25 protein-coding genes and 1 pseudogene are annotated in these 22,995 nt (G+C 54.3%); 14 read left to right on the forward strand and 12 right to left on the reverse strand.

What is annotated here, in order from left to right; genetic code table 11:
- Positions 1-2: 2 nt before the first annotated feature.
- Genes P6287_RS21435 through P6287_RS21450 form a run of 4 tightly spaced genes read right to left on the reverse strand, consistent with a single transcriptional unit; the run spans position 3 to position 4,606 of the window.
- The gene (locus P6287_RS21435; protein WP_277974968.1) at positions 3-941 is read right to left on the reverse strand and encodes an ABC transporter permease; all 939 of its coding nucleotides are present in this window, start codon (positions 939-941) and stop codon (positions 3-5) included.
- Positions 938-2,053 (reverse strand): ABC transporter permease, encoded by a 1,116-nt coding sequence (locus P6287_RS21440; protein ID WP_277974969.1) that lies wholly within the window; start codon positions 2,051-2,053, stop codon positions 938-940. Before P6287_RS21440 ends, P6287_RS21435 begins: the two co-directional genes overlap by 4 nt.
- On the reverse strand, positions 2,037-3,590 hold the full coding sequence (locus tag P6287_RS21445) for an ABC transporter ATP-binding protein (protein WP_277974970.1): 1,554 nt from the start codon (positions 3,588-3,590) through the stop codon (positions 2,037-2,039). Before P6287_RS21445 ends, P6287_RS21440 begins: the two co-directional genes overlap by 17 nt.
- Before the next feature lie 5 nt (positions 3,591-3,595).
- Positions 3,596-4,606, reverse strand: coding sequence for a BMP family protein (locus tag P6287_RS21450; RefSeq protein ID WP_277974971.1), 1,011 nt, complete (start codon positions 4,604-4,606; stop codon positions 3,596-3,598).
- Between the two features lie 105 nt (positions 4,607-4,711).
- On the opposite strand from P6287_RS21450, the gene P6287_RS21455 reads away from it, so the two are divergent.
- Positions 4,712-5,611: a LysR family transcriptional regulator gene (locus tag P6287_RS21455; RefSeq protein ID WP_101761485.1), complete on the forward strand. Its 900-nt coding sequence runs from the start codon at positions 4,712-4,714 to the stop codon at positions 5,609-5,611.
- A 71-nt stretch (positions 5,612-5,682) separates the two neighbouring features.
- Here the strand turns inward: P6287_RS21455 and P6287_RS21460 are convergent, their stop codons facing one another.
- Both P6287_RS21460 and P6287_RS21465 read right to left on the reverse strand, forming a co-directional pair.
- Positions 5,683-6,498 carry a creatininase family protein gene (locus P6287_RS21460; protein ID WP_277974972.1) on the reverse strand — a complete coding sequence of 272 codons (816 nt, stop codon included), beginning with the start codon at positions 6,496-6,498 and terminating at the stop codon, positions 5,683-5,685.
- 137 nt (positions 6,499-6,635) lie between these two features.
- A complete protein-coding gene (locus P6287_RS21465) occupies positions 6,636-7,559 on the reverse strand; it encodes a substrate-binding domain-containing protein (RefSeq protein ID WP_110866909.1) in 924 nt (307 codons plus the stop codon).
- A 310-nt stretch (positions 7,560-7,869) separates the two neighbouring features.
- On the opposite strand from P6287_RS21465, the gene P6287_RS21470 reads away from it, so the two are divergent.
- On the forward strand, positions 7,870-8,874 hold the full coding sequence (locus P6287_RS21470; RefSeq protein ID WP_110866908.1) for a LacI family DNA-binding transcriptional regulator: 1,005 nt from the start codon (positions 7,870-7,872) through the stop codon (positions 8,872-8,874).
- A gap of 21 nt (positions 8,875-8,895) precedes the next feature.
- On the opposite strand, the gene P6287_RS21475 is transcribed toward P6287_RS21470, so the two are convergent.
- Together P6287_RS21475 and P6287_RS21480 are read right to left on the reverse strand one after the other, a co-directional pair.
- Complete coding sequence (locus P6287_RS21475; RefSeq protein ID WP_101761489.1) at positions 8,896-9,888, reverse strand: sugar phosphate isomerase/epimerase family protein; 993 nt, start codon at positions 9,886-9,888, stop codon at positions 8,896-8,898.
- Positions 9,889-10,038: 150 nt separating this feature from the next.
- Complete coding sequence (locus P6287_RS21480; protein ID WP_277974973.1) at positions 10,039-10,644, reverse strand: LuxR C-terminal-related transcriptional regulator; 606 nt, start codon at positions 10,642-10,644, stop codon at positions 10,039-10,041.
- A 396-nt stretch (positions 10,645-11,040) separates the two neighbouring features.
- Here P6287_RS21480 and P6287_RS21485 point away from each other — a divergent pair, with 396 nt between their 5' ends.
- Together P6287_RS21485 and P6287_RS21490 are read left to right on the forward strand one after the other, a co-directional pair.
- Positions 11,041-11,544: a GNAT family N-acetyltransferase gene (locus tag P6287_RS21485; RefSeq protein ID WP_277974974.1), complete on the forward strand. Its 504-nt coding sequence runs from the start codon at positions 11,041-11,043 to the stop codon at positions 11,542-11,544.
- Positions 11,545-11,614: 70 nt separating this feature from the next.
- Positions 11,615-12,058, forward strand: a complete 444-nt coding sequence (locus P6287_RS21490; protein WP_101761492.1) for a VOC family protein — start codon at positions 11,615-11,617, stop codon at positions 12,056-12,058.
- 343 nt (positions 12,059-12,401) lie between these two features.
- Here the strand turns inward: P6287_RS21490 and P6287_RS21495 are convergent, their stop codons facing one another.
- Complete coding sequence (locus P6287_RS21495) at positions 12,402-12,665, reverse strand: DUF2798 domain-containing protein (RefSeq protein ID WP_210080329.1); 264 nt, start codon at positions 12,663-12,665, stop codon at positions 12,402-12,404.
- 128 nt (positions 12,666-12,793) lie between these two features.
- Here P6287_RS21495 and P6287_RS21500 point away from each other — a divergent pair, with 128 nt between their 5' ends.
- From P6287_RS21500 to P6287_RS21525, 6 genes and pseudogenes are all read left to right on the forward strand, one after another.
- Positions 12,794-13,711, forward strand: coding sequence for a LysR family transcriptional regulator (locus P6287_RS21500; RefSeq protein ID WP_277974975.1), 918 nt, complete (start codon positions 12,794-12,796; stop codon positions 13,709-13,711).
- Positions 13,712-13,762: 51 nt separating this feature from the next.
- Positions 13,763-13,975 (forward strand): annotated as a pseudogene (locus tag P6287_RS21505) (helix-turn-helix transcriptional regulator); the annotation flags it as partial.
- 428 nt (positions 13,976-14,403) lie between these two features.
- Positions 14,404-14,952 carry an aldehyde dehydrogenase iron-sulfur subunit PaoA gene (paoA, locus tag P6287_RS21510; RefSeq protein ID WP_277974976.1) on the forward strand — a complete coding sequence of 183 codons (549 nt, stop codon included), beginning with the start codon at positions 14,404-14,406 and terminating at the stop codon, positions 14,950-14,952.
- Positions 14,949-15,899 (forward strand): xanthine dehydrogenase family protein subunit M, encoded by a 951-nt coding sequence (locus P6287_RS21515; protein WP_277974977.1) that lies wholly within the window; start codon positions 14,949-14,951, stop codon positions 15,897-15,899. The genes paoA and P6287_RS21515 overlap by 4 nt, the downstream gene beginning before the upstream one ends.
- Positions 15,900-15,902: 3 nt before the next feature.
- On the forward strand, positions 15,903-18,101 hold the full coding sequence (gene paoC / locus P6287_RS21520; protein ID WP_277974978.1) for an aldehyde oxidoreductase molybdenum-binding subunit PaoC: 2,199 nt from the start codon (positions 15,903-15,905) through the stop codon (positions 18,099-18,101).
- A gap of 17 nt (positions 18,102-18,118) precedes the next feature.
- Positions 18,119-19,042, forward strand: a complete 924-nt coding sequence (locus P6287_RS21525; RefSeq protein ID WP_277974979.1) for an XdhC family protein — start codon at positions 18,119-18,121, stop codon at positions 19,040-19,042.
- On the opposite strand, the gene P6287_RS21530 is transcribed toward P6287_RS21525, so the two are convergent.
- Positions 19,029-19,604 carry a nucleotidyltransferase family protein gene (locus P6287_RS21530; protein ID WP_192412996.1) on the reverse strand — a complete coding sequence of 192 codons (576 nt, stop codon included), beginning with the start codon at positions 19,602-19,604 and terminating at the stop codon, positions 19,029-19,031. The two genes, P6287_RS21525 and P6287_RS21530, sit on opposite strands and share 14 nt — an antisense overlap.
- Before the next feature lie 183 nt (positions 19,605-19,787).
- Between P6287_RS21530 and P6287_RS21535 the strand changes: the two genes are divergently transcribed.
- Entirely contained in the window at positions 19,788-20,270 is a 483-nt protein-coding gene (locus tag P6287_RS21535) for a MarR family transcriptional regulator (protein ID WP_101761502.1), read from the forward strand.
- An 81-nt stretch (positions 20,271-20,351) separates the two neighbouring features.
- On the forward strand, positions 20,352-20,558 hold the full coding sequence (locus P6287_RS21540; RefSeq protein WP_192234868.1) for a hypothetical protein: 207 nt from the start codon (positions 20,352-20,354) through the stop codon (positions 20,556-20,558).
- Here P6287_RS21540 and P6287_RS21545 read toward each other — a convergent pair whose 3' ends face one another.
- Positions 20,559-20,831, reverse strand: a complete 273-nt coding sequence (locus P6287_RS21545; protein WP_110866893.1) for a hypothetical protein — start codon at positions 20,829-20,831, stop codon at positions 20,559-20,561.
- Positions 20,832-21,229: 398 nt separating this feature from the next.
- Between P6287_RS21545 and P6287_RS21550 the strand changes: the two genes are divergently transcribed.
- Together P6287_RS21550 and P6287_RS21555 are read left to right on the forward strand one after the other, a co-directional pair.
- Complete coding sequence (locus P6287_RS21550; protein WP_158238597.1) at positions 21,230-21,406, forward strand: hypothetical protein; 177 nt, start codon at positions 21,230-21,232, stop codon at positions 21,404-21,406.
- A 255-nt stretch (positions 21,407-21,661) separates the two neighbouring features.
- Positions 21,662-21,883, forward strand: coding sequence for a hypothetical protein (locus tag P6287_RS21555; RefSeq protein WP_101761506.1), 222 nt, complete (start codon positions 21,662-21,664; stop codon positions 21,881-21,883).
- A gap of 41 nt (positions 21,884-21,924) precedes the next feature.
- On the opposite strand, the gene ugpC is transcribed toward P6287_RS21555, so the two are convergent.
- Positions 21,925-22,992 (reverse strand): sn-glycerol-3-phosphate ABC transporter ATP-binding protein UgpC, encoded by a 1,068-nt coding sequence (gene ugpC / locus P6287_RS21560; protein ID WP_110866891.1) that lies wholly within the window; start codon positions 22,990-22,992, stop codon positions 21,925-21,927.
- Positions 22,993-22,995: the final 3 nt, after the last annotated feature.

Here is a 22,995-nt window from a genome sequence, read left to right on the forward strand (position 1 = left end):
AATTATTCCTTTCGATAAGGCTGCGTTAATGAGCCGGGTTGCAATGTGCGTCCCACCACGCCGGACATCGCCAGAATGGTGAGCAAGTAAGGCAGCGCCAGCAGCACCTGCGGCGGCAGCGTGTTTTCAAACAGCTGTAGCGAGAGTTGCAGGGCATCTGCAGCGCCAAAGATAAAAGCGGCGACCAGCGCTTTAAGCGGGCTCCAGCGACCAAAGATGACAATCGCCAGCGCGATAAAACCTTGCCCGCTGACGATGTTGTCGCGGAACAGGCCGATCTGCGCGGTGACCAGATAGCTGCCCGCCAATCCAGCGCCCACGCAGGAGGACAGCACGCCCCATGTGCGAATCTTCAACACGTTGAGCCCGGCGGCATGCGCCGCACGCGGGTTTTCGCCCACCGCGCGCAGTGACAGGCCAAAGCGGGTATGAAACAGACCCAAGTGCGCCAGCACCGCCAGCAGCAAAGTGAGATAGAGCGGCAGCGGCTGCTGGAACAGGATCGGGCCAATAAACGGCAGCGAAGAGAGCAGCGGCACATGCCAGGGTTCGAGCATTGGGATGGTGGGAGAGGATGCATTGCCCATTACCAGCGCGTAAATCCAGGTGGCTAATCCCGCTGCCAATATATTGAAGACGATGCCCACCACAATCTGGCTGGCATGGGCGCGCAGGTAGAGCGCCGCCAGCACGCAGCCAACCAGCAGTCCGCCGACGCCCCCGGCGATGAAGCCCAGCGCGGTCGATCCGCTCTCAACCGCCGTCATGTAGCTGGAAAGCGCGCCGAGCAGAATAGTGCCTTCAATACCGATATTCAGTACGCCGGAGCGTTCGGCATAGATTTCACCGAGCGCCGCCAGTAACACCGGACCGGCAAGGCGCACTGCGGCGGCTAGCCAGCTGACGAAAAAGGCGGTATCGAGATTCATCCACAGATTCATGAGTGTTCCTCCGCCAGCTGGCTGCGCGACTTACGCCCGCCGGGCAGGTTGATGCGGTAATAGCGCAGCAGATCGCCCGCCAGAATCAGTAACACCACCAGACTTTGCAGAATCAACACTACCGAAGTGGGCAAGCCGGTTTGGCGCTGCATGGCGCTGCCGCCCACTTCCAGCCCGCCGTAGAGAATGGCGGTCGGGATCACCAGCAGCGGATTGAGGCGTGCCAGCAAAGCCACCACCACGCCGATAAAGCCGACGCCGCCGGAAATGCCTTCCATCAGGCGATGTTGCACGCCTAATACCGCGCACAATCCCGCCAGTGCAGCCAATCCGCCGCCGAGCAGCACCGCGCCCATTTGGCGGCGATTGACATCCACGCCGCTGTAGCGCGCCGCGCGCGGATTCAGCCCGGCAATTTTGATTTCGAAACCGGCGGGCGTGGCACGCATCAGCCAGAAGACAAACAGCGTGGCGACTAGCGCGATGGCGATGCCCCAATGTGCGCGCATGCCGTTCATCACAAACGGCAGCCAGCTCTCCACCGGCAAACGTGGCGTCTGCGGCAGATCGCCCGGCGCGCGCATTGGGCCGGAAACCAGATACTGCACCATGAACAGCGCCACATAGTTGGCCATCAGCGAAATCAGCACATCGTTGCCGCCAAATTTTACCCGTAACGCGCCAACCCAACCGGCCCAAAGCGCGCCCGCAAGGAAGGCGGCAATCAGCACCATCGGCCAGTAGAGCAGTGCGGGAATCGCCCACGGAAAGCCCTGCGGCGTACCCGACAGCGCGATCCAGCTGGCCGCCGTGGCACCTAGCAGAAAACAGCCTTCAAAGCCGATATAACCGAGCCCGGCGCGCCACACCACGATGGTTGCCAGCGCGATCAGCATCAGCGGCGTGGATTGCACCAGGCTGAGACCGAAGCTGCGCAGCGAGCCAAAAGCGGCATCAAACAGGAAGCCATAAGCCGAGAGCGGATTGCCGCCAAACGGGATAAACAGCAAGCCGGCAATGATGAAGGCGGCAAGGATGCCGCAAAAACTGGTTAACACCAGCGCGCCGCTGGATTCGGCGGGCGCCAGACGTCGCTCAAGCAGCTTCTTCATGGTTGCCTCCGGTTTTTTTCAGGTGCGCGCCCGCCATCAGTTCGCCGAGGCGTTCTGGCGTGGCGTCGGCGGCGTCCATTTCTCCGGCAATCTGGCCGCTGTACATCACCGCGATGCGATCGGAGAGATTGATGATCTCCTCCAGCTCGGCGGAGATCATCAGAATGGCGCAGCCGCGATCGCGCGCCGCCATCAAACCTTGCCACACGCTCTCAATCGCGCCGACATCCAGCCCGCGCGTAGGCTGTTCAACCACTAATAAGCAGGGATTGCTGGCGACTTCGCGCCCGAGAATCAACTTTTGCAGGTTACCGCCGGAGAGTTTTCCGGCTTCGAAATCGGCATCCGGCGTGCGTACCGCAAAGCGGGCGATGATGTCGCGCGCATGCTGGCTAATGCGCTGGCGATCCAGCAGCCAGCCGCCCGCGCGGGTAAAGGTGCGCTGGCGGCCGAGCATGGCGTTATCGGTAATCGATAAATCGGTCACCGAACCGACGCCACGCCGATCCGCCGGAATAAAACTGATGCCTTTATGGCGGCGCGTAGCGGGGGAATCGTCGCTGATGTCTTCGCCATTCAGCAGAATGCGGCCTGCTTCCAGTTCACGCAGGTTAAGGAGCGCTTCCGCCAGCTCCGATTGACCGTTGCCTTCCACACCGGCAATGCCGAGGATTTCGCCCGCAGCGACGTTGAGCGACACGCGCCAGATGTTCTGCTGGCCGCTGGCATCACGCACCGCAATGCTATCCACCTGCAACACGGTTTTGCCCGGCTGGCACGGCGTTTTTTCGACGCGCAGCACCACATCGCGCCCAACCATGCGGCGTGCCAGATCGCGCTCCGAAGTGTCTTTAATATCCACTGAATCCACCATTTTGCCGCCGCGCATCACCGAAACGTGATGGGCAATCGCCATGATTTCATACAGTTTGTGAGTGACAATCACTACCGAACGGCCTTCTGCGCACAGTGATTTCAGGGTAGCGAATAGGCCGGCTTTCTCCTGCGGCGTCAGCACCGCCGTCGGTTCGTCGAGAATCAGCACCTGCGCATCACGGTACAACAGCTTGAGGATCTCCACACGTTGCTGCACGCCAATCGGCAAATGCTGCACTTTCGCCCAGGGATCGATCGCCAGCCCGTGTTTATCCGACAGCGCCTGCAAACGCGCCGCCGCCGCGCGCAGATCAAGTACGCCGCTAGCGCCTTCTTTCAATCCCAGCACCACGTTTTCCACCACGCTCATCGGCTGCACCAGCATGAATTCCTGATGCACCATGCCAATGCCGCAGGCGATAGCATCGCTGGGATCGCGAAAACGCTGCGCCTGGCCATCCACCTCAATGCTGCCTTCATCGGCCTGATACAGGCCGTAAAGGATTTGCATCAGCGTGCTTTTTCCCGCGCCGTTTTCCCCTAGCAGCGCGTGGATTTCGCCGGCTTTAATGCTGAGCGACACGTCATCATTGGCCACCACGCGCGCAAAGCGTTTGGTGATGTTTTTCAGCGCGACGCGGATATTTGCTATTGCTGTCATGATGGTTAAACCACTGGCTTCAGCGCGCCGCTATCAAGCTGCTGCCAGATCTGCTGGAAGCTAGCCCATGCGCTGGCACTCACCAGTTTGGCGTTGTAATGTTCGCTGCCATTGACCACCGACCAGGCTTTGCCAACGGTGGGGTGCCATTCGTCGCCGCCTTTAAAGGTTTTATTCGCCACCGACTCGCCAACCTGTTCCACCATCCAGTCGAGGTTCTGGCGGAAGCTGCAGGCAACATAATCTGGCGCGACATCACGCTGATCGACATAGCAGCCGATAGCTTTGACTTTCGCCGCTGCCGCGCCTTGCATCGCGCCGAGGCCGGTGACGTCTGCGGCATGCCAAATCACATCCGCGCCGTTGCCAATCATGGTGGTGGCAGCTTCACGGCCTTTGGCGGCGTTGTCGTAATCGCCGGTCACCACGCCCATGCCTTTGATGCCCGGACGTGTTTTCTCAGCGGCCTGAATAAAGGCGCGCATCATTGCCTGCTGCGTGGGATTATCGCCGCCGCCCACAAAGCCAACCGCTTTGCCTTTTTCGGAGATCAGCGCCGCCAGCGCACCGGCGGCATAGGCGCCTTGCAGATAGGCGAGGTTGACGTATTCCACGTTGTCCGGTGATTTTTCGCCTGGCTTGAAGGTGGACGCGAAGAAATAGGTGTCAGGATATTCCGGCGCGATTTCGGCAAACGCCGAGCCGTATTCAAAGCTGTGGCCAATGATCAGCGTGTAACCGTCATCGGCGTAGCCACGTATGGTTTGATCCATCTGCGCCTGCGACACGCTTTCGCTGTGCGCCACGCTGAAACCGGCTTTTTGCAGGCTCTGCAATCCGGCATACGCCAGCGAACTCCAGCCGCCATCGGCAACCGAGCCGGGCAACAGCAGGGCGATTTTTATGGTGTTATTCGCCGCCATCGCTTTGCGCGACAACATCGGTGCCAGCGCGGGTAACAACAGTGCGCCAGCCACTAACTTCGCAAACTTTCTGCGGGATACGTCTGCCATCATGTGTTCTCCTGGTGTGGTTTTGATGTATTAATCACCGGAAGAGCATTATCTTAAAAGCATCATTTTTAGTACTTACCGATGCCTAAAAGGCAACGCAGGGGGAATATGCTGCAACATCGTTTGTTTGTGTATATCGATCAGGTGGCGCGCAGCGGTTCGATTCGCAAAGCGGCTGAACGGTTACACATTTCGGCGTCGGCGATTAACCGCCAGCTGATTGCGCTGGAAGAGGAGCTGGGCACGCCGCTGTTTCAGCGTTTGCCGCGTAAAATGATTCTTACCGCCGCCGGTGAAGCGCTGATTCATCATGTGCGGCAGAGCTTTAAAGAGATTGAAATCGCGCAGATGAAAATCGAAGAGCTGAAAGGACTGCGGCGCGGCGAAGTGACGGTAGCAATGATGAGCGGATTAGCAGCAAACCTGATTCCGCGCGTGGCAGCGGAGTTTCGCCGCGCCAATCCGCGGGTGAAATTGCTGCTGCAACAACTCACCACCGGCGAGAACATCACTAACGCGGTGGCAAGTGGCGAGGCCGATTTGGGGATTGGATTTGATTTCGACCTGCAGCCGGTACATCGCAACATTGCCAGCGTGCCGGTGCGATTGGGCGCGGTGGTGGGCGCGGGGCACCCGCTGGCGGAGAAATCCAGTTTACGTTTGAGTGATTGCTTGCCGTATCCGGTGGTGATTGCCGACAAATCGATGGTGATTCGGCCTTACCTAAATGAAGTGTTCGCGCGTGCCTCGATCAATATGCAGCCAGTTATTGAAACCAATTCGATCGAGGTGATGCGCCAGTCGGCGATGATGGATCAAACTCTCACGTTTCTCACGCCGATTGACATTGAATCTGACCAGCGCAGCGGCCGGTTAATCTATATTCCGGTGCGCGAACTGGCGCAGCACACGCAAACGCTGATGTTGATCGGCCACGATCGCGGTACCAGCGCGATTGGTAGCGTGTTCGCCGAAACCATTAAAGGGATGATGTCGGAATTGCGTTGAGAGCAGGTCGCAACGATGCGGGTTTTGTAGGGCCCGCATTAATGCGCACTTGGTCACCTTACATGGCTACCCTACGAGAATGCGGTGCGATCGGTCAGGAAATGAATATCGAAATCGTTCACTTCGCGTGCCAGCTTCAGCAGCGCATGCGCAGCACGATCGGTGGCAATCGCACCGCGCTCAGCATCCGCCGCTGCGGCGTTGCCGGTGGCACCAGACAGATGCAGATCCTGCGCCATCCAGCCAAAACCAATGCCGCCTTCCGGCGTTAAAATACCGCCGGTCGCTTCAAGCGCCACCGAAGTGGAAACGAAATTAGCGGCGTGCTGCATCTGCACCAGTTCAGGGTGCAAATGCAGCATCATGCTGGTTTCTGATTCACCGCCGTGAATGCCGTGATTAAGTTCATGCGCGCTGTAGAGATCCGATGCATCAATGGTACGGAACCAGCTGGCGCTGACGGCAAACATGCCCAGTTCGATGCGCAGCTGGCGACAGACGATCTCCATCAACTGCGGCTGTCCGCCGTGCGAGTTCCAGAAAATCAGCTTGCGAATTCCGGCGCGCCAGGCGCTTTTCGCGACTTCGAACCACACTTTGCCTAACACGTCATACGGCAGTGAAAGGGTGCCGGGATAGGCAAGATGTTCATCCGATTTACCCATCGGCAGCGCGGGCAGCACCAGCATAGGAAGATCGTCGGGCAATAATTCCACCGCGCGTTGAATAATGCCGGCGTTGATCGCCGCATCCACACGCACCGGCAGATGCGGGCCATGTTGTTCAACTGCGCCAATCGGCAGCACGGCGACGATATTCGCCATATCAAGTTCACTGAATTCCCGGGTTGAGAGATCCCACCACCAGGGCGAAGACGGTTTGAGCATGTTGACCTCCATTTTTAACCCCAACATAGCGGGTTAATAGTGCAATGGAAGCAACAAAATTCGCACTTAGCGTTGCTTTAAAGGCAATGGTCATAAGCAGGTCGCCATGAATGATCGGCGACCCAACAAGAGCGGCGTTACTTCTGATTTTTACTGGTGAATTCCTGATAATTTTCTTTGGTCACCGTCTGGTATGGCACCCAGTTGTAGGCTTCGGTCTTTTTACCGCTCAGCATGTCGTAAGCCACATCGACTGCACCGGTCGCCTGGCCTTTCGCATCCTGGAAGATCGTCACCGCCATTTTGCCGTTCTTAATAAACTGCAAACCATCCGGCGTGCCGTCGATGCCGGCGACTAACACATTGTTTTTCTTCAACTGATCGAGCGCCATAATCGCCCCGATCGCCATTTCATCGTTGTTAGCGATGATGGCGTTGATATCATTCCCATCCTGCAACCATGACAGGGTTTTATCGACCGCTTCGTTGCGCTGCCAGTTGGCGCTCTGTTTCTGGATCACTTTCAGGCCGGGATGATCTTTCACATAATCTTCAACCGCTTTGGTGCGCTGACGTGCTTCTTCGGTGGAGAGGGCGCCCATCAGAATGGCGATATTTCCTTTGTTATCCAGACGTTTGGCTAAGGCTTCGATCTCCATTTTGCCGCTTAACGCTGAGTCGGAACCGACATAGGCCATTTTACCGGTCAGTTTCACTTCGGGTTTACGGTTCACGAAGATCAGCGGGATATTGGCTTTTTGCGCGGCGGCGATCACCGGCATTACGCCTTGCGTATCCACCGGGTTGATGATGATCGCGTCTGCGCCCTGATTGATGAAATCATCCACCTGCTGGATTTGCAGAGATACATCGCCTTTGGCATCGGCAAATTGGCTGTTAAGCCCTTTGTCTTTAAGCTGCTTTTCCATCTGACTTCGTAAGATGGAAACAAAATTGAGATCGAGATTAGCCAGAGCGACGCCAACCATGTAGGTTTTCGCCTGGGCAGTGAACATACTGAGCAAACCGCAGATAAGCATTACTACTTTGAATAATTTCATTTTTTTATCTCTGTAGGGGAGGTTTCTATTATTTTGCATCCGGGTGCAAAATCAACGGGATTTCTCCCGCTGATTGACATCATGTTCAGACGGACAACGCAATGTGCTGTCTCCACTCTCTGGCACGGTTGAAAAATAGTCAACGCAGCAAAAATCGATTTCATCACCACGATCACAAAATCATCACGATTTGCACCCGAGTGCATTACAAAAATGCAACCGGGTGCAAAGTTTGCAAAAATCGCCTCTTGCTTACATGAGGGATCGCTTTATGCTCGCTTTTTGTCAGGTAATTTGCGGAAGGGAGCCGATGACCAGAACAGTAAAAAAAGCCACGGCCAGCGATGTAGCACTTCTTGCCGGCGTATCGAAATGGACGGTATCGCGCGCGTTTATGCCTGGCGCTTCAATCTCTGAGAAGGCGCGCGAGAAGGTGATGCGCATCGCTAAAGAGCTGGGATATCGGCCCAATTTGCTGGCGCGCAGTCTGGTAAAAAAGAAGACGCATATTATTGGCGTGGTGATCGACGAGCTGAAAAATCCGCATACGCTGATGATTCTCAATGAAGCTACGCAGCAGCTACAACGTCGGGGCTATATGGCGTTGATCCTCAACATCACCGACGGCGAGCCGTATCGATCGGTAATGACGCAGGCGGATCAATTGCAGATCGACGGCATTTTGTTTCTCGGTACGGTGTTATCGGCACAGCTGATTACGCTGGTGGAGGATATGTACAACATTCCGCTGGTGCAGCTGTGCCGCAATACGCATGCGCAGGGCATCGATGTGGTGGCGATTGATGGTTATGCCGCCGGCAAGCAAATCGCCGAGCTGTTGCTGGCGCAGGGCGCGCAACGGTTTGGTTTTATGCAAGGTCCGGATACACCAACGTCACATCTGCTGCGCAAAGAGGGATTTGAAGCGACGCTGCAACAAGCGGGCTGTCAAATTGATGTGTTGCTTAAAGCCGGCAGTTACGATCGTGCACGCAGCTGGCAAGCGATGAGCGATTATCTGCATCAACCGGATGCGCCCGCAATTGATGCGCTGTTCTGTGAAAACGATGTGCTGGCGCTCGGCGCGATGGAAGCGATGCGCGCCGCCCCGACCAGGCCAAGGATTGCGGTGGTGGGATTCGATGATATTGAAGAAGCCAGCGCGCCAGGCTGCCAACTCACCACCTTTAGCCAACGTATTGATCTGCTGATCGCCGAAGCGTTAAACCGATTGATTGATGGTCGCGAGAGTGCGGATGAGCATTGGCGGCGGGGTGAAATGCGAGTACGGCGTTCGCATTTGAGGTCGCCATAAATGGCGACCCACGACGTAAAATCACTGTTCTATGCTAGTCAGCAACGCATTTTGAATAATTCTTTGCGCTTTTAGCGGGTTTTGCTCACGCTGCGCTTCCTGCAACGCGGCGATATCCAGCTTATCCAGCGCGCGATAGATATGTTTGAGGAAGCGAATCGACAGATTGGCGGCTTCAACATGATCTTCACGGAACGGGAATTGATCAAGCTGCCACACGCCGTCCCAGTTATTGATCTTCAGAACATAGAAGAACTCAAAAATCTCGGTCATGTGCACGGTACCGACCACCAAATCGTCATCCCAGCCGCGCAGGTTGTCGTTGACGTCCATACCAAACAGACGACCACGATCGATAATCAGCTGGGCGGAATCCGCTGGGGATTCACCGGCAAACAGTGCATGACCAAAATCGAGCAGCACGCCAACGTTATCCAGTCCAATATCCTCAATGCCGAGCAGCGTACGCGCAGCTGAATCCCAGGTCATTTTCACGCGTGGTTCACGCGGTTTGTACTCGATAGCAAATTTGACGTCTGGATTGGCGCTCGCCAGTTCGCGCATACCCTCCACGGCCATCTTCCACAGATTTTTATGATCGACCTGGAACGGATAATCCCAGCCATCCTGACCCGGCCAGACTTTCACGTAGTTAGCCCCCAGCTCACGCACTACGGTGGCGGCTTCGTGCATTAAATCAAACGCCTGTTGGCGAATGGCGGCATCGGGATTGGTGAAAGCACCGCGTGAAAAGCGGCGAAGATAAATTTCTGGCGTCACGCCAATGGCTTTCAATCCGGCATCGGCGAGCGCTTGTTTAACCTGCGCTACGGTCACGCCTTCGGTGAAGGGATAGGGCACATCAACATAGGAAAGGTCCTCGACGCTGCCAGCGAGTTTAATCTGATCAAGGGTGCTAAGCGCTGGCCCGTAACCATCTACGGCGTAGCGATCGATATAGTTGGCGAAGTGCCACAAGCCGGCACCGAATTTCGGATACGTGTAGGAACTCATTAGACCTTCTCCTCAGATGATTGCGTCATTGAATATATATTCATATATGGTTATATATTCCATTCTGCGCCTCGGCGTGCGCAGTTAACCAGCAATCATTGACGGAAATGCAACCGCAATCACACAATATTCGATGCCATGCCCCTTTGTTCAAACCGGTTTGCTGTGATATCCCATCCGGCTTAACCGGCTGAATAACTCTTTATTATTGGCGCAGTTGAGCTTGCGAATAATACTCTGCCGATGATGGCTGATGGTTTTACAACTGAGATGCAGTTTGTATCCAATATCGGTGAGATTGCTGGTTTGCCCCAGCATGCGCAATAAGCCGAACTCCCGCGCTGAAAGGGTTTGCTTGGTGCGGCGAACACCCGCCTCAAATTCTGTAGCCAACGGTAAACCTAATACAGCATCAGAAAGCGCTTTCAGACTGCACTTTTTAGAGAGAAAAGTAACATCTGGCAGCAAACTGACCACATAGCTGATGACCGCTTTCTCATGCAAATCGGTTAGCACGATAATCCGCGTGTCTGGCGAAGTCCGTTGGACTATCAGCAATAATTCGGTAAAGAATTGCACATCGCGGCCATAAGCGGTTAATTCACTGATGAGCAAATCCGTTCCGGCGATCTTACTCAGCGCTGAGTCAATATCGTCACTATCTATATTTTTTACATGAATAAATTTCCCGGAAAAATAACGCGAAATCCCTTCAGTAATCCATTTGTTATTGTCTATCAGCGTTAATGACAACATAGTTATCCCCATCTTTATTATGCTGGCATTAAAGCGCGATCCCGGTGCTATGAATATCGGACTGGGGAAGGGAGGTTTGTACGAAATTTCCCAAATTCACGATTACATATTTAAAGGCATGTCAGTGTTGTTGAGATATAACCGCTGGGTGAACGTATGGACGCGCTGGGCGTTAGCCTTGCATCGGGCCTGCCGCTGGAAAAAATGTGCAACGAAAATAAGAACATAAAGCGATTCACAGCCAGGAAAGGTAGCGGGTGGTGTATCAGCCTGGCGCCTTTCATTTGCTGTTGAGGAAAATAGCCGACATAGTTAACTGGAGCAGCAGCTGGATATTTCTGAAGCGTCACCGTATGCGATGACGCTGGTGTAGGCTCTTGATAAAGTGGAGGAATAATGAAATTAGAAACAACCCGACTGCGGCTGGAACCCTTTGAGCTCGCGCATTTTGACGGACTTCGAGCGATGGAAAGCGATCCGGAAATTATGCGTTACATCAGCAATGGCGTAGTTAAAACGCCAGAAGAGACCCTGACGAGTATCGAACGCGTTCAATCGCGCTGGCAGCAATATGGTTTTTCCTGGTGGGCGATGCGGGAAAAAGAGTCTGGCGAAATCGTCGGTGCTTGCTGTCTGCAGCATTTAGCCAATCAGGATGGTGCGCCATTGGAAATTGGCTGGCGTCTCAATGCCAATTATCACGGCAAAGGTTTTGCCACCGAAGCCGCACAGGCGATAGTTAAGTTTGCGGTAGAAAAGGTTGGCGTTGAATATTTGGTTGCGGTGGCCGATCCTGAGAATGCCGCTTCGCAAAAGGTGATGCAGCGGCTTGGCATGACCTACAAAGCGATTGAGCAACACTACGATGTGCCTTGCGTGGTGTATGAGCTTCATCTTTAGGCATTCGTGAACAAGTGCCATCAACATTTTATGTCATATTCCAATTCTTCTTATTTTACAGGATTGGACTATGAAAGAGCACGATATTGGTTTTAGCCACATAGCGCTGCAAGTGAGAGATATAGAACGCAGCATCGATTTCTATCAACGTTACGCAGGGATGCAGGTGATCCATGAGCGGGCACCAGGCATTGCAGAAGCGCAAAAAGTCGCATGGCTTTCTGATTTAACGCGTCCATTTGCGTTGGTGTTGGTGCAATCTCAAACCACAGTGGATACGCCTCTGGGTCCGTTTGGTCATATAGGCGTTGCGTGTGACAGTAAAGAAGAGATTGATGCCAGGGTTGCTCAGGCTGAATGCGAAGGTGTGTTACGCCGCCCAGCGCAACAATCAGCCGCTCCCGTCGGTTATTGGGCATTCTTCGCCGATCCCGATGGCAACACGCTTGAACTTTCATATGGCCAACAGATTGGCCTTGAGATTATTACCAGCCGCCTTAACGCGGGTGTTTAACGTTAAACGTCACTTGAAAAGGTGACAGTTGATATCGGGTTTAGACGTGGCTAGAGTGCGTGATGAGACACCTCATTTAACATAATCATGATTATGCGCACTTAAGTTGTGGGTGCTATTTGATAATGTCACCTGCTGGTTTACATCGATGACGCGACCGGTCGTCTGATGCACCTGCGCTTCTGCCAGAGTGAATCGGCCTTTGATTACATGATGGCCACGCGCGTTTTGCCCTTTATCCCAATACCCGCCATGTACCTGAAAAAGTACGAGCGTTCATCGATTTTTTACAGAGCAGAGTTGGAAGCCCCCAATAAAACTGATGCGAGGAGCATCAAACGACTCAATGACCATGCACTGTCAACCCCACCAACCGAACCACAATCGGGCGCACTACCAGTATGCAAACAAAAGCAGCGGGCATCGCAACTTGATATGCATTCATCACATTTTCCATATAATGCGGCCCGATGCCAAATTCGGCGAAGGTAATGACCAGGCTCATCAGAAACGCCATGATAGTCGCCATATACAGCGCGAAGATGTAAGGTGAAACGTGCTTTGGCAGGCGTAGACGAGCACTACTTTTCTCGGTTGCTGTTGTCATAGCGTGATCCTTTTCAGTAAGTTTAAGCAAAACAGCCGCTAACCTATCAAGTTAATCAGGATGCGAGTAGAACGCTTCTGCTTTAATCATTATTAAGTAAAAGTAACGAATCACGCATTGAGGGATCTATGGATTTACTGGGGTTGATCAACACTTTTATTAGCGTAGTTGAGAACGGCAGCATTGCCGCCGCCGCGCGGGCGAAAGGAATGAGTCCAGCAGCGGTAAGCCAAAGTGTCGCGCGTCTGGAGACACATTTGGGTGTGCGGCTGCTTTCACGCACTACCCGCAGCATGACGTTAACCGAAAGCGGTAAACGCTATTTCGAAAAAGTCCGACACATTCCCCATGATATTGACCTTGCCTCGCAGGCCGCTGCGATTGAAACCAAACCGCAGGGTTCGCTTTGCATCGCCACCACGGCGGCCTTTGGCAGACACGTTCTCGCTCCACTGATGCCTGCCTTTAAACAAACTTACCCCGATATTGATATCGAACTGATCAGTACCGATCGCAATGTTGACCACCGCCTGGAAGGCGTTGACGTCAGTATTCGTATTGAGGCGCAACTGAACGATCAATTGATCGCCCGCAAAATTGCCTCATTACCCTTTATCTTCTGCGCGGCACCCTCTTATCTGGCGCGTGCGGGCATCCCTAAAACGCCTGAAAATATGAGCCAGCACGCCTGTTTGGTTTTCCGCTATCCAACCGACGGACGCTTTCTTCCGTGGACGTTTATGGTCAATGGCCAGCCGGTGAATGCAAAGCTCAACCCAGAATTCATCAGCGATGATATTGATATCATCGCGAAAATTGCCGAAAACGGCGGTGGAATTGCCCGGCTGGCGAGTTTTATTGCTCAGCCGTTGCTCGAGAGTGGCCAACTCATACCTTTGTTCCACTTAGATCAGGGTGAGAAAAGCGACATTGTGGCTTCACCGATGAATATTTATGCCTGCGTCAACGAGCGTTCGGCGCTGAATGCAAAGGTAAGAGCGTTTATTGGGTTTCTGGAACAACAGCTCGCCGAAAGCGTTGATTAACTCCATAATATTGGGTGTTAAAGTCATTTTTGGACGTTAAGCCACAATATGCTGGATTTAACTCTTAGCAAACCCGAAGAAATCGTCAAGCTGTTGAGCGGATGAAGCAGGCGGATGAAGCAGGCGGATGTCGCGGCCAGAGCGGGAATTGGCGTAAATACGGTTTCTAATCTGGAAGCGGGTCGTAACGTCGGCTTTGAAAACCTGGTGAAAGTGGCGATGGTGCTCGGTCGGGTTAACGAGCTGGAAGCGCTGTTCGCCCCTCTGAAAGGTCCCCGGTTGCGGAGAGATTAAACGCGCTCACCTGTTAGCGCTCGGGCAACAGGAAACTGAACTCACGCCAGCGCAGGCAGGCGATATCATCGATAATTACAGTTCGGTTGCATCTGGCTTTGCCCGCAAAGCGGCCGATTTGTTCCCAGAGCAAATCACTGCGGAAACGCTGCGCTTTCTCCAGACGCGCATTGACGAAAACATCAAAAACCTGGCGAAATAGATAGCCGCTGCGGCCCCGGAAAAGCGCCGTTTTCTCGGGCCATTCAGCGCCCTAACCTGCTTTTATTACTCCCGCTCATAAACCCATTTAGTGATTACGGATAATGCTTTCGCAGATGCCGACTATGCTTACCCTTCTAAAACCATACAAAAATAAGTTGTACCCCAACATTTAACCCTTTTACTGGAGGTTTGGCATGAGCAGCCAACACTTAACAACACCTGTGCCGTCAATGGTGCCGATCAGCTTCAAAGTCAACGGTATACAGCAGCAATTAAACGTTGATACCCGCACCACGCTGCTGGATGCATTGCGTGAACACCTGCATTTGACCGGCACCAAAAAAGGCTGCGATCACGGCCAATGTGGTGCCTGTACGGTGATGGTCAACGGACGTCGCATCAACGCGTGCCTGACCTTAGCGGTGATGCAGCAGGATGCAGAAATCACCACCATTGAAGGTTTGGGAAATCCGAATGAGCTGCATCCCTTGCAGGCGGCGTTCATCAAACATGATGGTTACCAGTGCGGCTACTGCACGCCTGGGCAAATATGTTCATCTATGGCGGTGCTGGAAGAGATCAAAGCGGGCATTCCCAGCCACGTCACCCACGATCTGGTTTCCGCGCCCAACGTGACTGCGGATGAAATCCGTGAGCGCATGAGTGGCAATATCTGCCGCTGCGGTGCCTATTCCAACATTCTTGCGGCGATTGAAGAGTACGCGGAGGGCCTGGAATCATGAAAGCCTTCACTTACCAGCGGGTCAAAACCCCGGCTGAAGCCGCTACCAGCGCTCAGCAACATACTAATGCCAAATTCATCGCCGGCGGCACCAATCTGCTCGATCTGATGAAGCTGGAGATTGAGACGCCCGCGCATCTTATTGATGTGAATGGTCTTGAGCTGGACAAAATCGAGGCCACAGCCGATGGCGGATTACGCATCGGCGCGTTGGTGCGTAACACCGATCTGGCGGCCGATGCGCGTATTCGCCGCGATTATGGCGTGCTGTCGCGCGCGTTAGTGGCTGGCGCTTCCGGCCAGTTACGTAATCAGGCGACCACCGCAGGGAATCTGCTGCAGCGCACGCGTTGCCCCTATTTCTATGACACCAACCAACCGTGCAACAAACGTTTACCCGGCAGCGGCTGTGCGGCGCTGGATGGCTTCAGTCGCCAGCATGCGGTGGTCGGAACCAGCCAGGCCTGTATCGCCACCCATCCGAGCGATATGGCGGTGGCGATGCGTTTGCTGGATGCGGTAGTGGAAACGGTCAGCCCGGATGGGCGAGAGCGCAAAATCCCGATTGCTGAATTTTATCGTGCGCCTGGCAATACGCCGCATCTGGAAACCGTGCTCACTCCTGGCGAACTGATTGTGGCCGTTTCACTGCCGGCCCCGCTGGGCGGCACGCACATTTACCGCAAGGTGCGCGACCGCGCGTCCTACGCTTTTGCGCTGGTCTCTGTTGCCGCCATCATTCAGCCGGATAAATCCGGCCGCGTGGCGCTCGGTGGCTTGGCACATCAGCCGTGGCGGTTGGCAGAGGCGGACAATGCGGTGATTCAGGGCGCGCAGGCAGTGAGCGATCGGCTGTTCGCCACGGCGCAACCTACCGCTGAAAACGAGTTCAAGATCATTCTGGCGCAGCGAACGCTCGCTTCCGTATTGGCAGAAGCGAGGGGATAACTGATGAAATTCGAAAAATCCGCAGGCAATAACCCAATTGATCAGCTCAAGGTAGTTGGTAAGCCACTCAATCGTATCGACGGACCGCTGAAAACCTCCGGCCTGGCGCATTACGCGTACGAATGGCATCACGAAGCGCCCGATGCGGCGTACGGCTATGTGGTCGGCGCGCCGATCGCCAAAGGAAAAATCACTGCCATTGATGTGCAGGCAGCGCAAAATGCGCCGGGCGTGTTAGCGGTGGTGACGGCTATCAACGCGGGAAAACTGGGCAAAGGCGATAAAAATACCGCTCGCCTGTTGGCGGGCGACACCATCGAACACTATCACCAGGCCGTCGCACTGGTCGTGGCGGAGACGTTTGAGCAGGCGCGTGCTGCGGCCAGTTTAGTGAAGGTGGATTATCAGCGTGAGCGCGGCGCTTATGATCTCGCGCAGCAAAAGCCGGGCGTTACCTCCGCGCCCGAAGATACGCCAGATAAGTCCGTGGGTGATTTCGCCGGTGCGTTTGCTGAAGCTGACGTTAAGCTGGATGCGCACTACACCACGCCGGACCAAAGTCACACCGCGATGGAACCGCACGCCTCGATGGCGACATGGCAAGGCGATAAACTCACCGTCTGGACCTCGAATCAGATGATTGACTGGTGCCGCACCGATCTGGCCGCCACGCTCAACATGCCGATGGAGAAGATCCGCATCGTGTCGCCTTATATTGGCGGCGGCTTTGGCGGCAAGCTGTTCCTGCGCAGCGATGCGGTATTAGCGGCGTTGGGTGCGCGCGCGGTAAAGCGTCCGGTCAAAGTGATGCTGCCTCGGCCATTAATCGCCAATAACACCACACATCGACCGGCCACCATTCAGCACATCCGCATCGGCACCGATAAAGCCGGCAAGATTCAGGCCATCGCGCATGAAAGCTGGTCGGGGAATCTGCCGGGAGGCACACCTGAAACCGCCGTGCAGCAAACGGAACTGCTTTACGCCGGTGCTAACCGCTTTACCGGATTACGACTGGCGACGCTGGATCTGCCCGAAGGTAACGCCATGCGCGCACCGGGTGAAGCGCCTGGACTCATGGCGCTTGAAATTGCCATTGATGAAATAGCGGAAAAAGTGGGCATTGATCCGATCGCCTTCCGCATCCTCAATGACACGCAGGTCGATCCGGCCAAACCCGAGCGCCCTTTTTCACGCCGCCAGCTGGTTGAGTGCCTGAATACCGGCGCCGAGCGCTTTGGCTGGTCACGACGCAACGCCAAACCGGCAATGGTCAAAGAGGGACGCTGGCTGGTCGGCATGGGGGTTGCGGCCGGTTTCCGTAACAACATGGTGGCGCCTTCCGGTGCGCGTGTGCATCTCGACAATAACGGCATCATCACCGTTGAAACCGACATGACCGACATCGGCACCGGCAGCTACACCATCCTCGCGCAAACGGCGGCGGAGATGATGGGCGTGCCGATTGAGCGTGTGGCGGTTCGTTTAGGCGATTCAGACTTCCCGGTTTCTGCCGGTTCCGGCGGCCAATGGGGCGCGAACACCTCAACATCCGGCGTTTACGCCGCCTGCGTGAAATTGCGTGAAGCGGTCGCCAGCAAACTGGGCTTTGATGCGCAACGCGCTACCTTCAGCGACGGTCAGGTGCATGACGGAAACCAGAGCGCGCCGCTCGCCCAGGCCGCCGCTGAAGCCACCATCACCGTGGAAGACACCATCGAGTTTGGCGATCTTGACGAGCAATATCAGCAATCCACTTTCGCCGGACACTTCATTGAAGTCGGCGTGGACGTCGCTACCGGTGAAGTGCGCGTGCGGCGCATGCTGGCGGTTTGTGCCGCCGGACGCATTCTCAATCCCAAAACGGCGCGCAGTCAGGTGATTGGTGCCATGACGATGGGACTTGGCGGCGCGTTGATGGAGGAGCTGTTCGTCGATGAACGCCTCGGTTATTTCGTCAACCACGATATGGCGGGCTACGAAGTGCCGGTTCACGCCGATATCCCGCAGCAGGAGGTGATCTTCCTTGATGACACCGATCCCATCTCCTCACCGATGAAAGCAAAGGGCGTGGGTGAACTGGGCTTGTGCGGCGTCAGCGCAGCAATCGTCAATGCCATTTACAACGCCACCGGCGTACGCGTGCGCGACTATCCGGTGACGCTGGATAAGTTACTTAAAGGCTTGCCTGCCCTTGTCTAAAGTTGAGGAGAAGCGCATTGCAGCAGCTACTGATTGATGACGATCTGCAACCGCAGATCAAGCCGCAGCAGGCTTTGCAGACCGATGACAGTGAAAGCATCCTGCGCTTCGCGCTTGAAGCAATGGAGGCAGATTCCGCTGCCGTGCTGGTCACGCTGGTTGAGATTCGCGGTGGCGCGGCGCGGGCATTGGGTGCGCAGATGGTGGTGCGGGAAGATGGCCGCTATTGCGGCTATGTTTCCGGCGGCTGCGTGGAAGCGGCGGCGGCTTATGAAGCGTTGCAAGTCATCGCCACTGGCAAAGATCGCTTTATGAGATATGGCGAAGGATCGCCTTATCTGGATATTGTGCTGCCCTGTGGTGGCGGCATTACGCTGGCTTTCCATCAGCTACGTGACGCGCAACCGCTGAGAAACGTGCTGGATTTGCTGGCAAAGCGTCAACCCGCAGCGCTGCGCTATCTGCCGACGTTTCAGCGGCTGGCGAGCGTTGCTTGCACTGAGATGACCGGCTGGCAGGAGGATGTCTTTATCACCGGCTATCTGCCAAAAACACGCGTGGCGGTATATGGACGTTCAGTCGAAGCGTTGGCGACGGCGTCGATTGCGCAGGCCGCTGGTTACGAGGTGCTTTCTGGCGAGGATGTGCAGGCGCAGGCCGTTGATCCCCTTACGGCGGTGATTTTGCTGTATCACGATCTCGATCGCGAACTCCCAGTACTTCTGGCAGCGCTGCGTTCTGCACCCTTCTATATCGGAGCATTGGGAAGTCGGCGCACGCATGCAACGCGCGTTAAGAAACTGCTGTCGCTAGGGTTTAGTGAGGAAGAGATTGCGCGCATCAAAGCGCCGATTGGCATTTTTGCCCAGGCGCGCGATGCGCGCACGCTAGCGCTATCAATTGTTGCGGATGTCGCGGCGGCTCGGCTCAACGTGGTTTAGCCACCACATCGAGATCGCGCTGTACAGCAGCGTCCGCTTCAAGGGTGACCAGTAAGCGCGGGTCCAGCAGCGCTCTGGCACCTTCATCGCCCTGCAAATTGCGTAACGCCTCAGCGTAGCATCCAGCAAACCCGACCGGATGGCCGGGTTTGCCTTTATAAGTAAGACGCACCTGCGCCGCGCCCTTTTCTAACGCCTCTTTTACGTGCCGATAATGATCCACCGTTAGCCACGGCATATCTCCCAGCGTAATGATCCATCCGTTCCAGTGAGCGGTCATCGCCACACCCGCCGCAATGGATTCGCCGCTGCCGCCACTTTCACACAGCACAAGCTGCACGCCTGCCTTTAATGCATGCTGACGCACCGCCAGATAGTCGGGACGCGTCACCAGCGCCACCGGCAAGCCACTCAGCTTTGCCTGTTCAATCACCGTTTCAATTACCTTCGGCGCATCGTCGTTTATGCTGGCCAGCAACTTATTGCCGCTGCCGCCGCTGGCGATATAACGCGAGCCTTTACCTGCCGCGAGGATGAGAATGCCGGGCGTTGCTGAATCCATAGAAGTTTTAAACCTTGCGTTACCATCGATTGTTAATGAAATTATAGCTAATCCTATGATTTATAATAGATATTAATAAAAAATAGCCAATCCAAATTAGATTGACTTCAATCTAATTTATGTCAATATATTCACGTTTTTCAGTCTCAATGACTGCAACTCTGCCTTAAAAATAGTGGTGATATGAAAGAGTTAAACGATGAAGTTTGCTGTGTAGGTCCTGAGAGTGAAGCGCCGGTGACTGTCGACCAGTTTCTCTGCTTCGCGCTCTATTCCGCGTCCCTTGCGATGACCAAACTTTATCAGTCGCGACTGAAACCACTGGGTTTGACCTATCCGCAGTATCTGGTGCTGCTGGCGCTGTGGGAAAAAGACCATGTCACCGTTTCTGAATTGGGCGCGCGCGTGCAGCTGGATTCAGGCACGCTCAGCCAGCTTTTAAAACGACTGGAGCAGGCTGGCATTATCAGTAGAAAACGCGATGTCGGTGGCGATGAGCGCAGAGTGTTGATCTCCGTCACTGAGCAGGGACAAGAATTAAAGATCGCGGCGGCCGGCGTTCCGGCTGACATGGTGTCAGTGATGGATACGCCTTATGAAGAACTGGCCGATCTTACTGCACGTGTTACCACGCTGCGCCAGAAACTGATCAATGCCCTGCCCTGAGGGCGCGAAATAATACATTCCTATGAATGCTTTGGAGCAAGCTGAAAAATGTTAATTAGCAAAGGAATTAAGGAGAAGGTGATGTCAGACGAGAAAGCGGAAAATATGGATGACATTCATGCTGTCATTGGTCACGCCGTGTCATGCCTGCTTAAATCCGATCAACCTTTGCAACTTGACCACATTACTGCGCTATTGAAGCAGCATGAAGAAGCCGCGCCCGTTCAGCTCAAGCAGGATTATGTCAACGCGATGAGTAAGATTGCGGAAAAGTGTTTAGCATCGTAATCAGTGCTTTTTCTGATTCGGGATATTAGCATGCTTCTCACTACTGAAATCTTGTCCGTCGCGTTGCGTGCTGGTCCTGACGCTATGATTTCTGACATCCGCCAGTGCGCGTTGGCAGGCAACTCGCCTGTAGCTTTCCTCTTCTGTTTCCGCCATCTCTTCAAGTTTGGCTATCAGCGCCGCAGAGGATACCGCAACCTGGTCTTCTAAAAGAGCAAGCAGCGCCTCACCAATCATTCGGTCCTTCATCTGTTCATCGTAACTGCTAGTCATTTAATTCTCTGTGTAGTCATATTTACTCAAGCATAAGAGTTATTTACCAATGGCGTTGTTATCTTGAGAAAATCAACGTGCGTCAGTCAGGTTAAGAGAAAACAATTGTTTTGTAAAATCCAATCTAATTCATCAGCGCTATCAGCAAGTCCTGCCGCATAAAAAATGATCGCCTCGGCGCGATGACATTCCCCGATAAAAACAAGCTCATCCAACTTGATTAAAGATAAGAAAAGTCTTAGTGGCCTCGCGTACGTTTTCATGGCGAAAAATCACCACGGGAAATAATTAGTATGAAAGCCGCAAACCCTGCTTTTCTCACCTCACTTTGCTTTACTGTTATCGGTTAGGATGCAGCGAAATTGAAAATCTATCAGTTCAGAAAATTCACTTTTAATGTGAAGAATCATGAAGTCACCTGCGACGGCAAGATGATGGCGGAGATAGCCACCACCGACTCTGCGCGTGTTATGCAAGGCGATGGATTAACCGTTATTTTCTATCACTATTTTCCGGAAAAAGCTGCGGTGATGAAGGATGGCCAGTTTGTCGATTGGGCCAGACTGAAACGTTAACGATAATGCGGGCAGCAAGGAGGCTGCACTTTCTTCTACAGGCGTGATGAACACTCGCCAGCACATTCCATTCGTCTGTGACTTTTATCAATGATTAATAACGTTAAATAAGCCGATTAAAAAGCGTTCACTAAACCGCTTTAGGGTATTTCGCTAAAATATCTTTGTTTACAGTTTATAACGGTAGGATTTATTCCACTTACTACACTGGAAGCGTGTATTTACACGCTATTAACTTTATAAGGAATAAATCCAGTGCGTAAATTTTCTCTGATTGTATTAACTGCGGGCGTGCTGCTGTCGGTCACTTCTCAGGTCGAAGCGAAGGGCTGCATCAAAGGAGCGGTTGTCGGCGGCGTGGCGGGCCACGTGGCGCATCACGGCGTTGCGGGTGCAGCAGCGGGTTGTGCGGTTGGTCACCATATGGCGAACAAAAAGCAGAAAGAAGCGGACAGCAAACAGCAGCAGTCTAAGTAATTCCCTGAGCTGCCTGTGCAAACAGGCAGCTGTAACACGCGTTATAAACGTTTTTGCGAATCCGCATCAAACAGCATCGCGCGATCCGCATCAATGGTCACAGGCAGAATATCCCCCGCCTGTGCGCCAGAACGTTGCGTGGTGAATAGCATGATGTCATGCCCTAACAGCGATCCATGAATCAGCTCGGATAATCCCGTCGGCTCCACCAGCGACACTTCTAACGGCAGCGCATTCATCGCGCCCGCTTCGGCAATCGCCACATTCTCTGGTCGGATACCGTAAATTACCGCTCGCCCAGCCTGATGCTGCGACCAATGCTGATTCAACGGCAGCTGTGCGCTATCGCCAATACGCACGCCCTGCGCGGTCATCATGCCATTGATGAAGTTCATTGATGGCGAGCCAATAAAGCTGGCGACAAACTTGTTCGCCGGTGTGTCATACAGCTCGAGCGGCGTACCGACCTGCTGAATCACACCGTTGTTCAGCACCACAATACGATCCGCCAGCGTCATGGCTTCAACCTGATCGTGCGTCACGTACACAATGGTGTTGTTCATCTGCTGATGCAGCTTCTTGATTTCGACGCGCATCTGACCGCGCAGCTGCGCATCCAGGTTCGACAGCGGTTCATCAAACAGAAACACCTGCGGTTGACGCACGATGGCGCGTCCCATGGCCACACGCTGCCGCTGACCGCCGGATAACTCTTTGGGTCGGCGATCAAGCAGATGCGTCAGGCTGAGAATTTCCGCCGCACGCCTCACCTTCTCTTCAATTTCCGCGCGCGGACGCTTCTGAATTTCCAGGCTGAAGCCCATATTGCGCGCCACCGTTAGATGCGGATAGAGCGCGTAACTTTGAAACACCATCGAGATATCGCGATCTTTGGGCGCCACATCGTTCATCAGCTGGTTGCCGATACGAATATCGCCGCCGGTCGCCAGCTCCAGTCCGGCGATGGTGCGCAGCAGCGTCGATTTGCCACAGCCGGAAGGTCCCACCAGTACCACGAATTCGCCGTCTTTGATGGTGAGGTTAATATCGCGCAGCACCTCAACGTTGCCATAGCGCTTGTCGATCTGTTTGAGCGTGATTTCAGCCATGAT

The sequence above is a fragment of the Pantoea sp. X85 genome, from assembly GCF_029623675.1.
Taxonomy (GTDB): Bacteria; Pseudomonadota; Gammaproteobacteria; order Enterobacterales; family Enterobacteriaceae; genus Pantoea; species Pantoea leporis.

What these genes read in the sequence shown, in the direction of transcription:
- P6287_RS21435 (WP_277974968.1), bottom strand. Translation starts at nt 941, where the DNA reads ATGAATCTGTGGATGAATCTCGATACCGCCTTTTTCGTCAGCTGGCTA.
- P6287_RS21440 (WP_277974969.1), bottom strand. Translation starts at nt 2,053, where the DNA reads ATGAAGAAGCTGCTTGAGCGACGTCTGGCGCCCGCCGAATCCAGCGGC.
- P6287_RS21445 (WP_277974970.1), bottom strand. Translation starts at nt 3,590, where the DNA reads ATGACAGCAATAGCAAATATCCGCGTCGCGCTGAAAAACATCACCAAA.
- P6287_RS21450 (WP_277974971.1), bottom strand. Translation starts at nt 4,606, where the DNA reads ATGATGGCAGACGTATCCCGCAGAAAGTTTGCGAAGTTAGTGGCTGGC.
- P6287_RS21455 (WP_101761485.1), top strand. Translation starts at nt 4,712, where the DNA reads ATGCTGCAACATCGTTTGTTTGTGTATATCGATCAGGTGGCGCGCAGC.
- P6287_RS21460 (WP_277974972.1), bottom strand. Translation starts at nt 6,498, where the DNA reads ATGCTCAAACCGTCTTCGCCCTGGTGGTGGGATCTCTCAACCCGGGAA.
- P6287_RS21465 (WP_110866909.1), bottom strand. Translation starts at nt 7,559, where the DNA reads ATGAAATTATTCAAAGTAGTAATGCTTATCTGCGGTTTGCTCAGTATG.
- P6287_RS21470 (WP_110866908.1), top strand. Translation starts at nt 7,870, where the DNA reads ATGACCAGAACAGTAAAAAAAGCCACGGCCAGCGATGTAGCACTTCTT.
- P6287_RS21475 (WP_101761489.1), bottom strand. Translation starts at nt 9,888, where the DNA reads ATGAGTTCCTACACGTATCCGAAATTCGGTGCCGGCTTGTGGCACTTC.
- P6287_RS21480 (WP_277974973.1), bottom strand. Translation starts at nt 10,644, where the DNA reads ATGTTGTCATTAACGCTGATAGACAATAACAAATGGATTACTGAAGGG.
- P6287_RS21485 (WP_277974974.1), top strand. Translation starts at nt 11,041, where the DNA reads ATGAAATTAGAAACAACCCGACTGCGGCTGGAACCCTTTGAGCTCGCG.
- P6287_RS21490 (WP_101761492.1), top strand. Translation starts at nt 11,615, where the DNA reads ATGAAAGAGCACGATATTGGTTTTAGCCACATAGCGCTGCAAGTGAGA.
- P6287_RS21495 (WP_210080329.1), bottom strand. Translation starts at nt 12,665, where the DNA reads ATGACAACAGCAACCGAGAAAAGTAGTGCTCGTCTACGCCTGCCAAAG.
- P6287_RS21500 (WP_277974975.1), top strand. Translation starts at nt 12,794, where the DNA reads ATGGATTTACTGGGGTTGATCAACACTTTTATTAGCGTAGTTGAGAAC.
- paoA (WP_277974976.1), top strand. Translation starts at nt 14,404, where the DNA reads ATGAGCAGCCAACACTTAACAACACCTGTGCCGTCAATGGTGCCGATC.
- P6287_RS21515 (WP_277974977.1), top strand. Translation starts at nt 14,949, where the DNA reads ATGAAAGCCTTCACTTACCAGCGGGTCAAAACCCCGGCTGAAGCCGCT.
- paoC (WP_277974978.1), top strand. Translation starts at nt 15,903, where the DNA reads ATGAAATTCGAAAAATCCGCAGGCAATAACCCAATTGATCAGCTCAAG.
- P6287_RS21530 (WP_192412996.1), bottom strand. Translation starts at nt 19,604, where the DNA reads ATGGATTCAGCAACGCCCGGCATTCTCATCCTCGCGGCAGGTAAAGGC.
- P6287_RS21535 (WP_101761502.1), top strand. Translation starts at nt 19,788, where the DNA reads ATGAAAGAGTTAAACGATGAAGTTTGCTGTGTAGGTCCTGAGAGTGAA.
- P6287_RS21540 (WP_192234868.1), top strand. Translation starts at nt 20,352, where the DNA reads ATGTCAGACGAGAAAGCGGAAAATATGGATGACATTCATGCTGTCATT.
- P6287_RS21545 (WP_110866893.1), bottom strand. Translation starts at nt 20,831, where the DNA reads ATGACTAGCAGTTACGATGAACAGATGAAGGACCGAATGATTGGTGAG.
- ugpC (WP_110866891.1), bottom strand. Translation starts at nt 22,992, where the DNA reads ATGGCTGAAATCACGCTCAAACAGATCGACAAGCGCTATGGCAACGTT.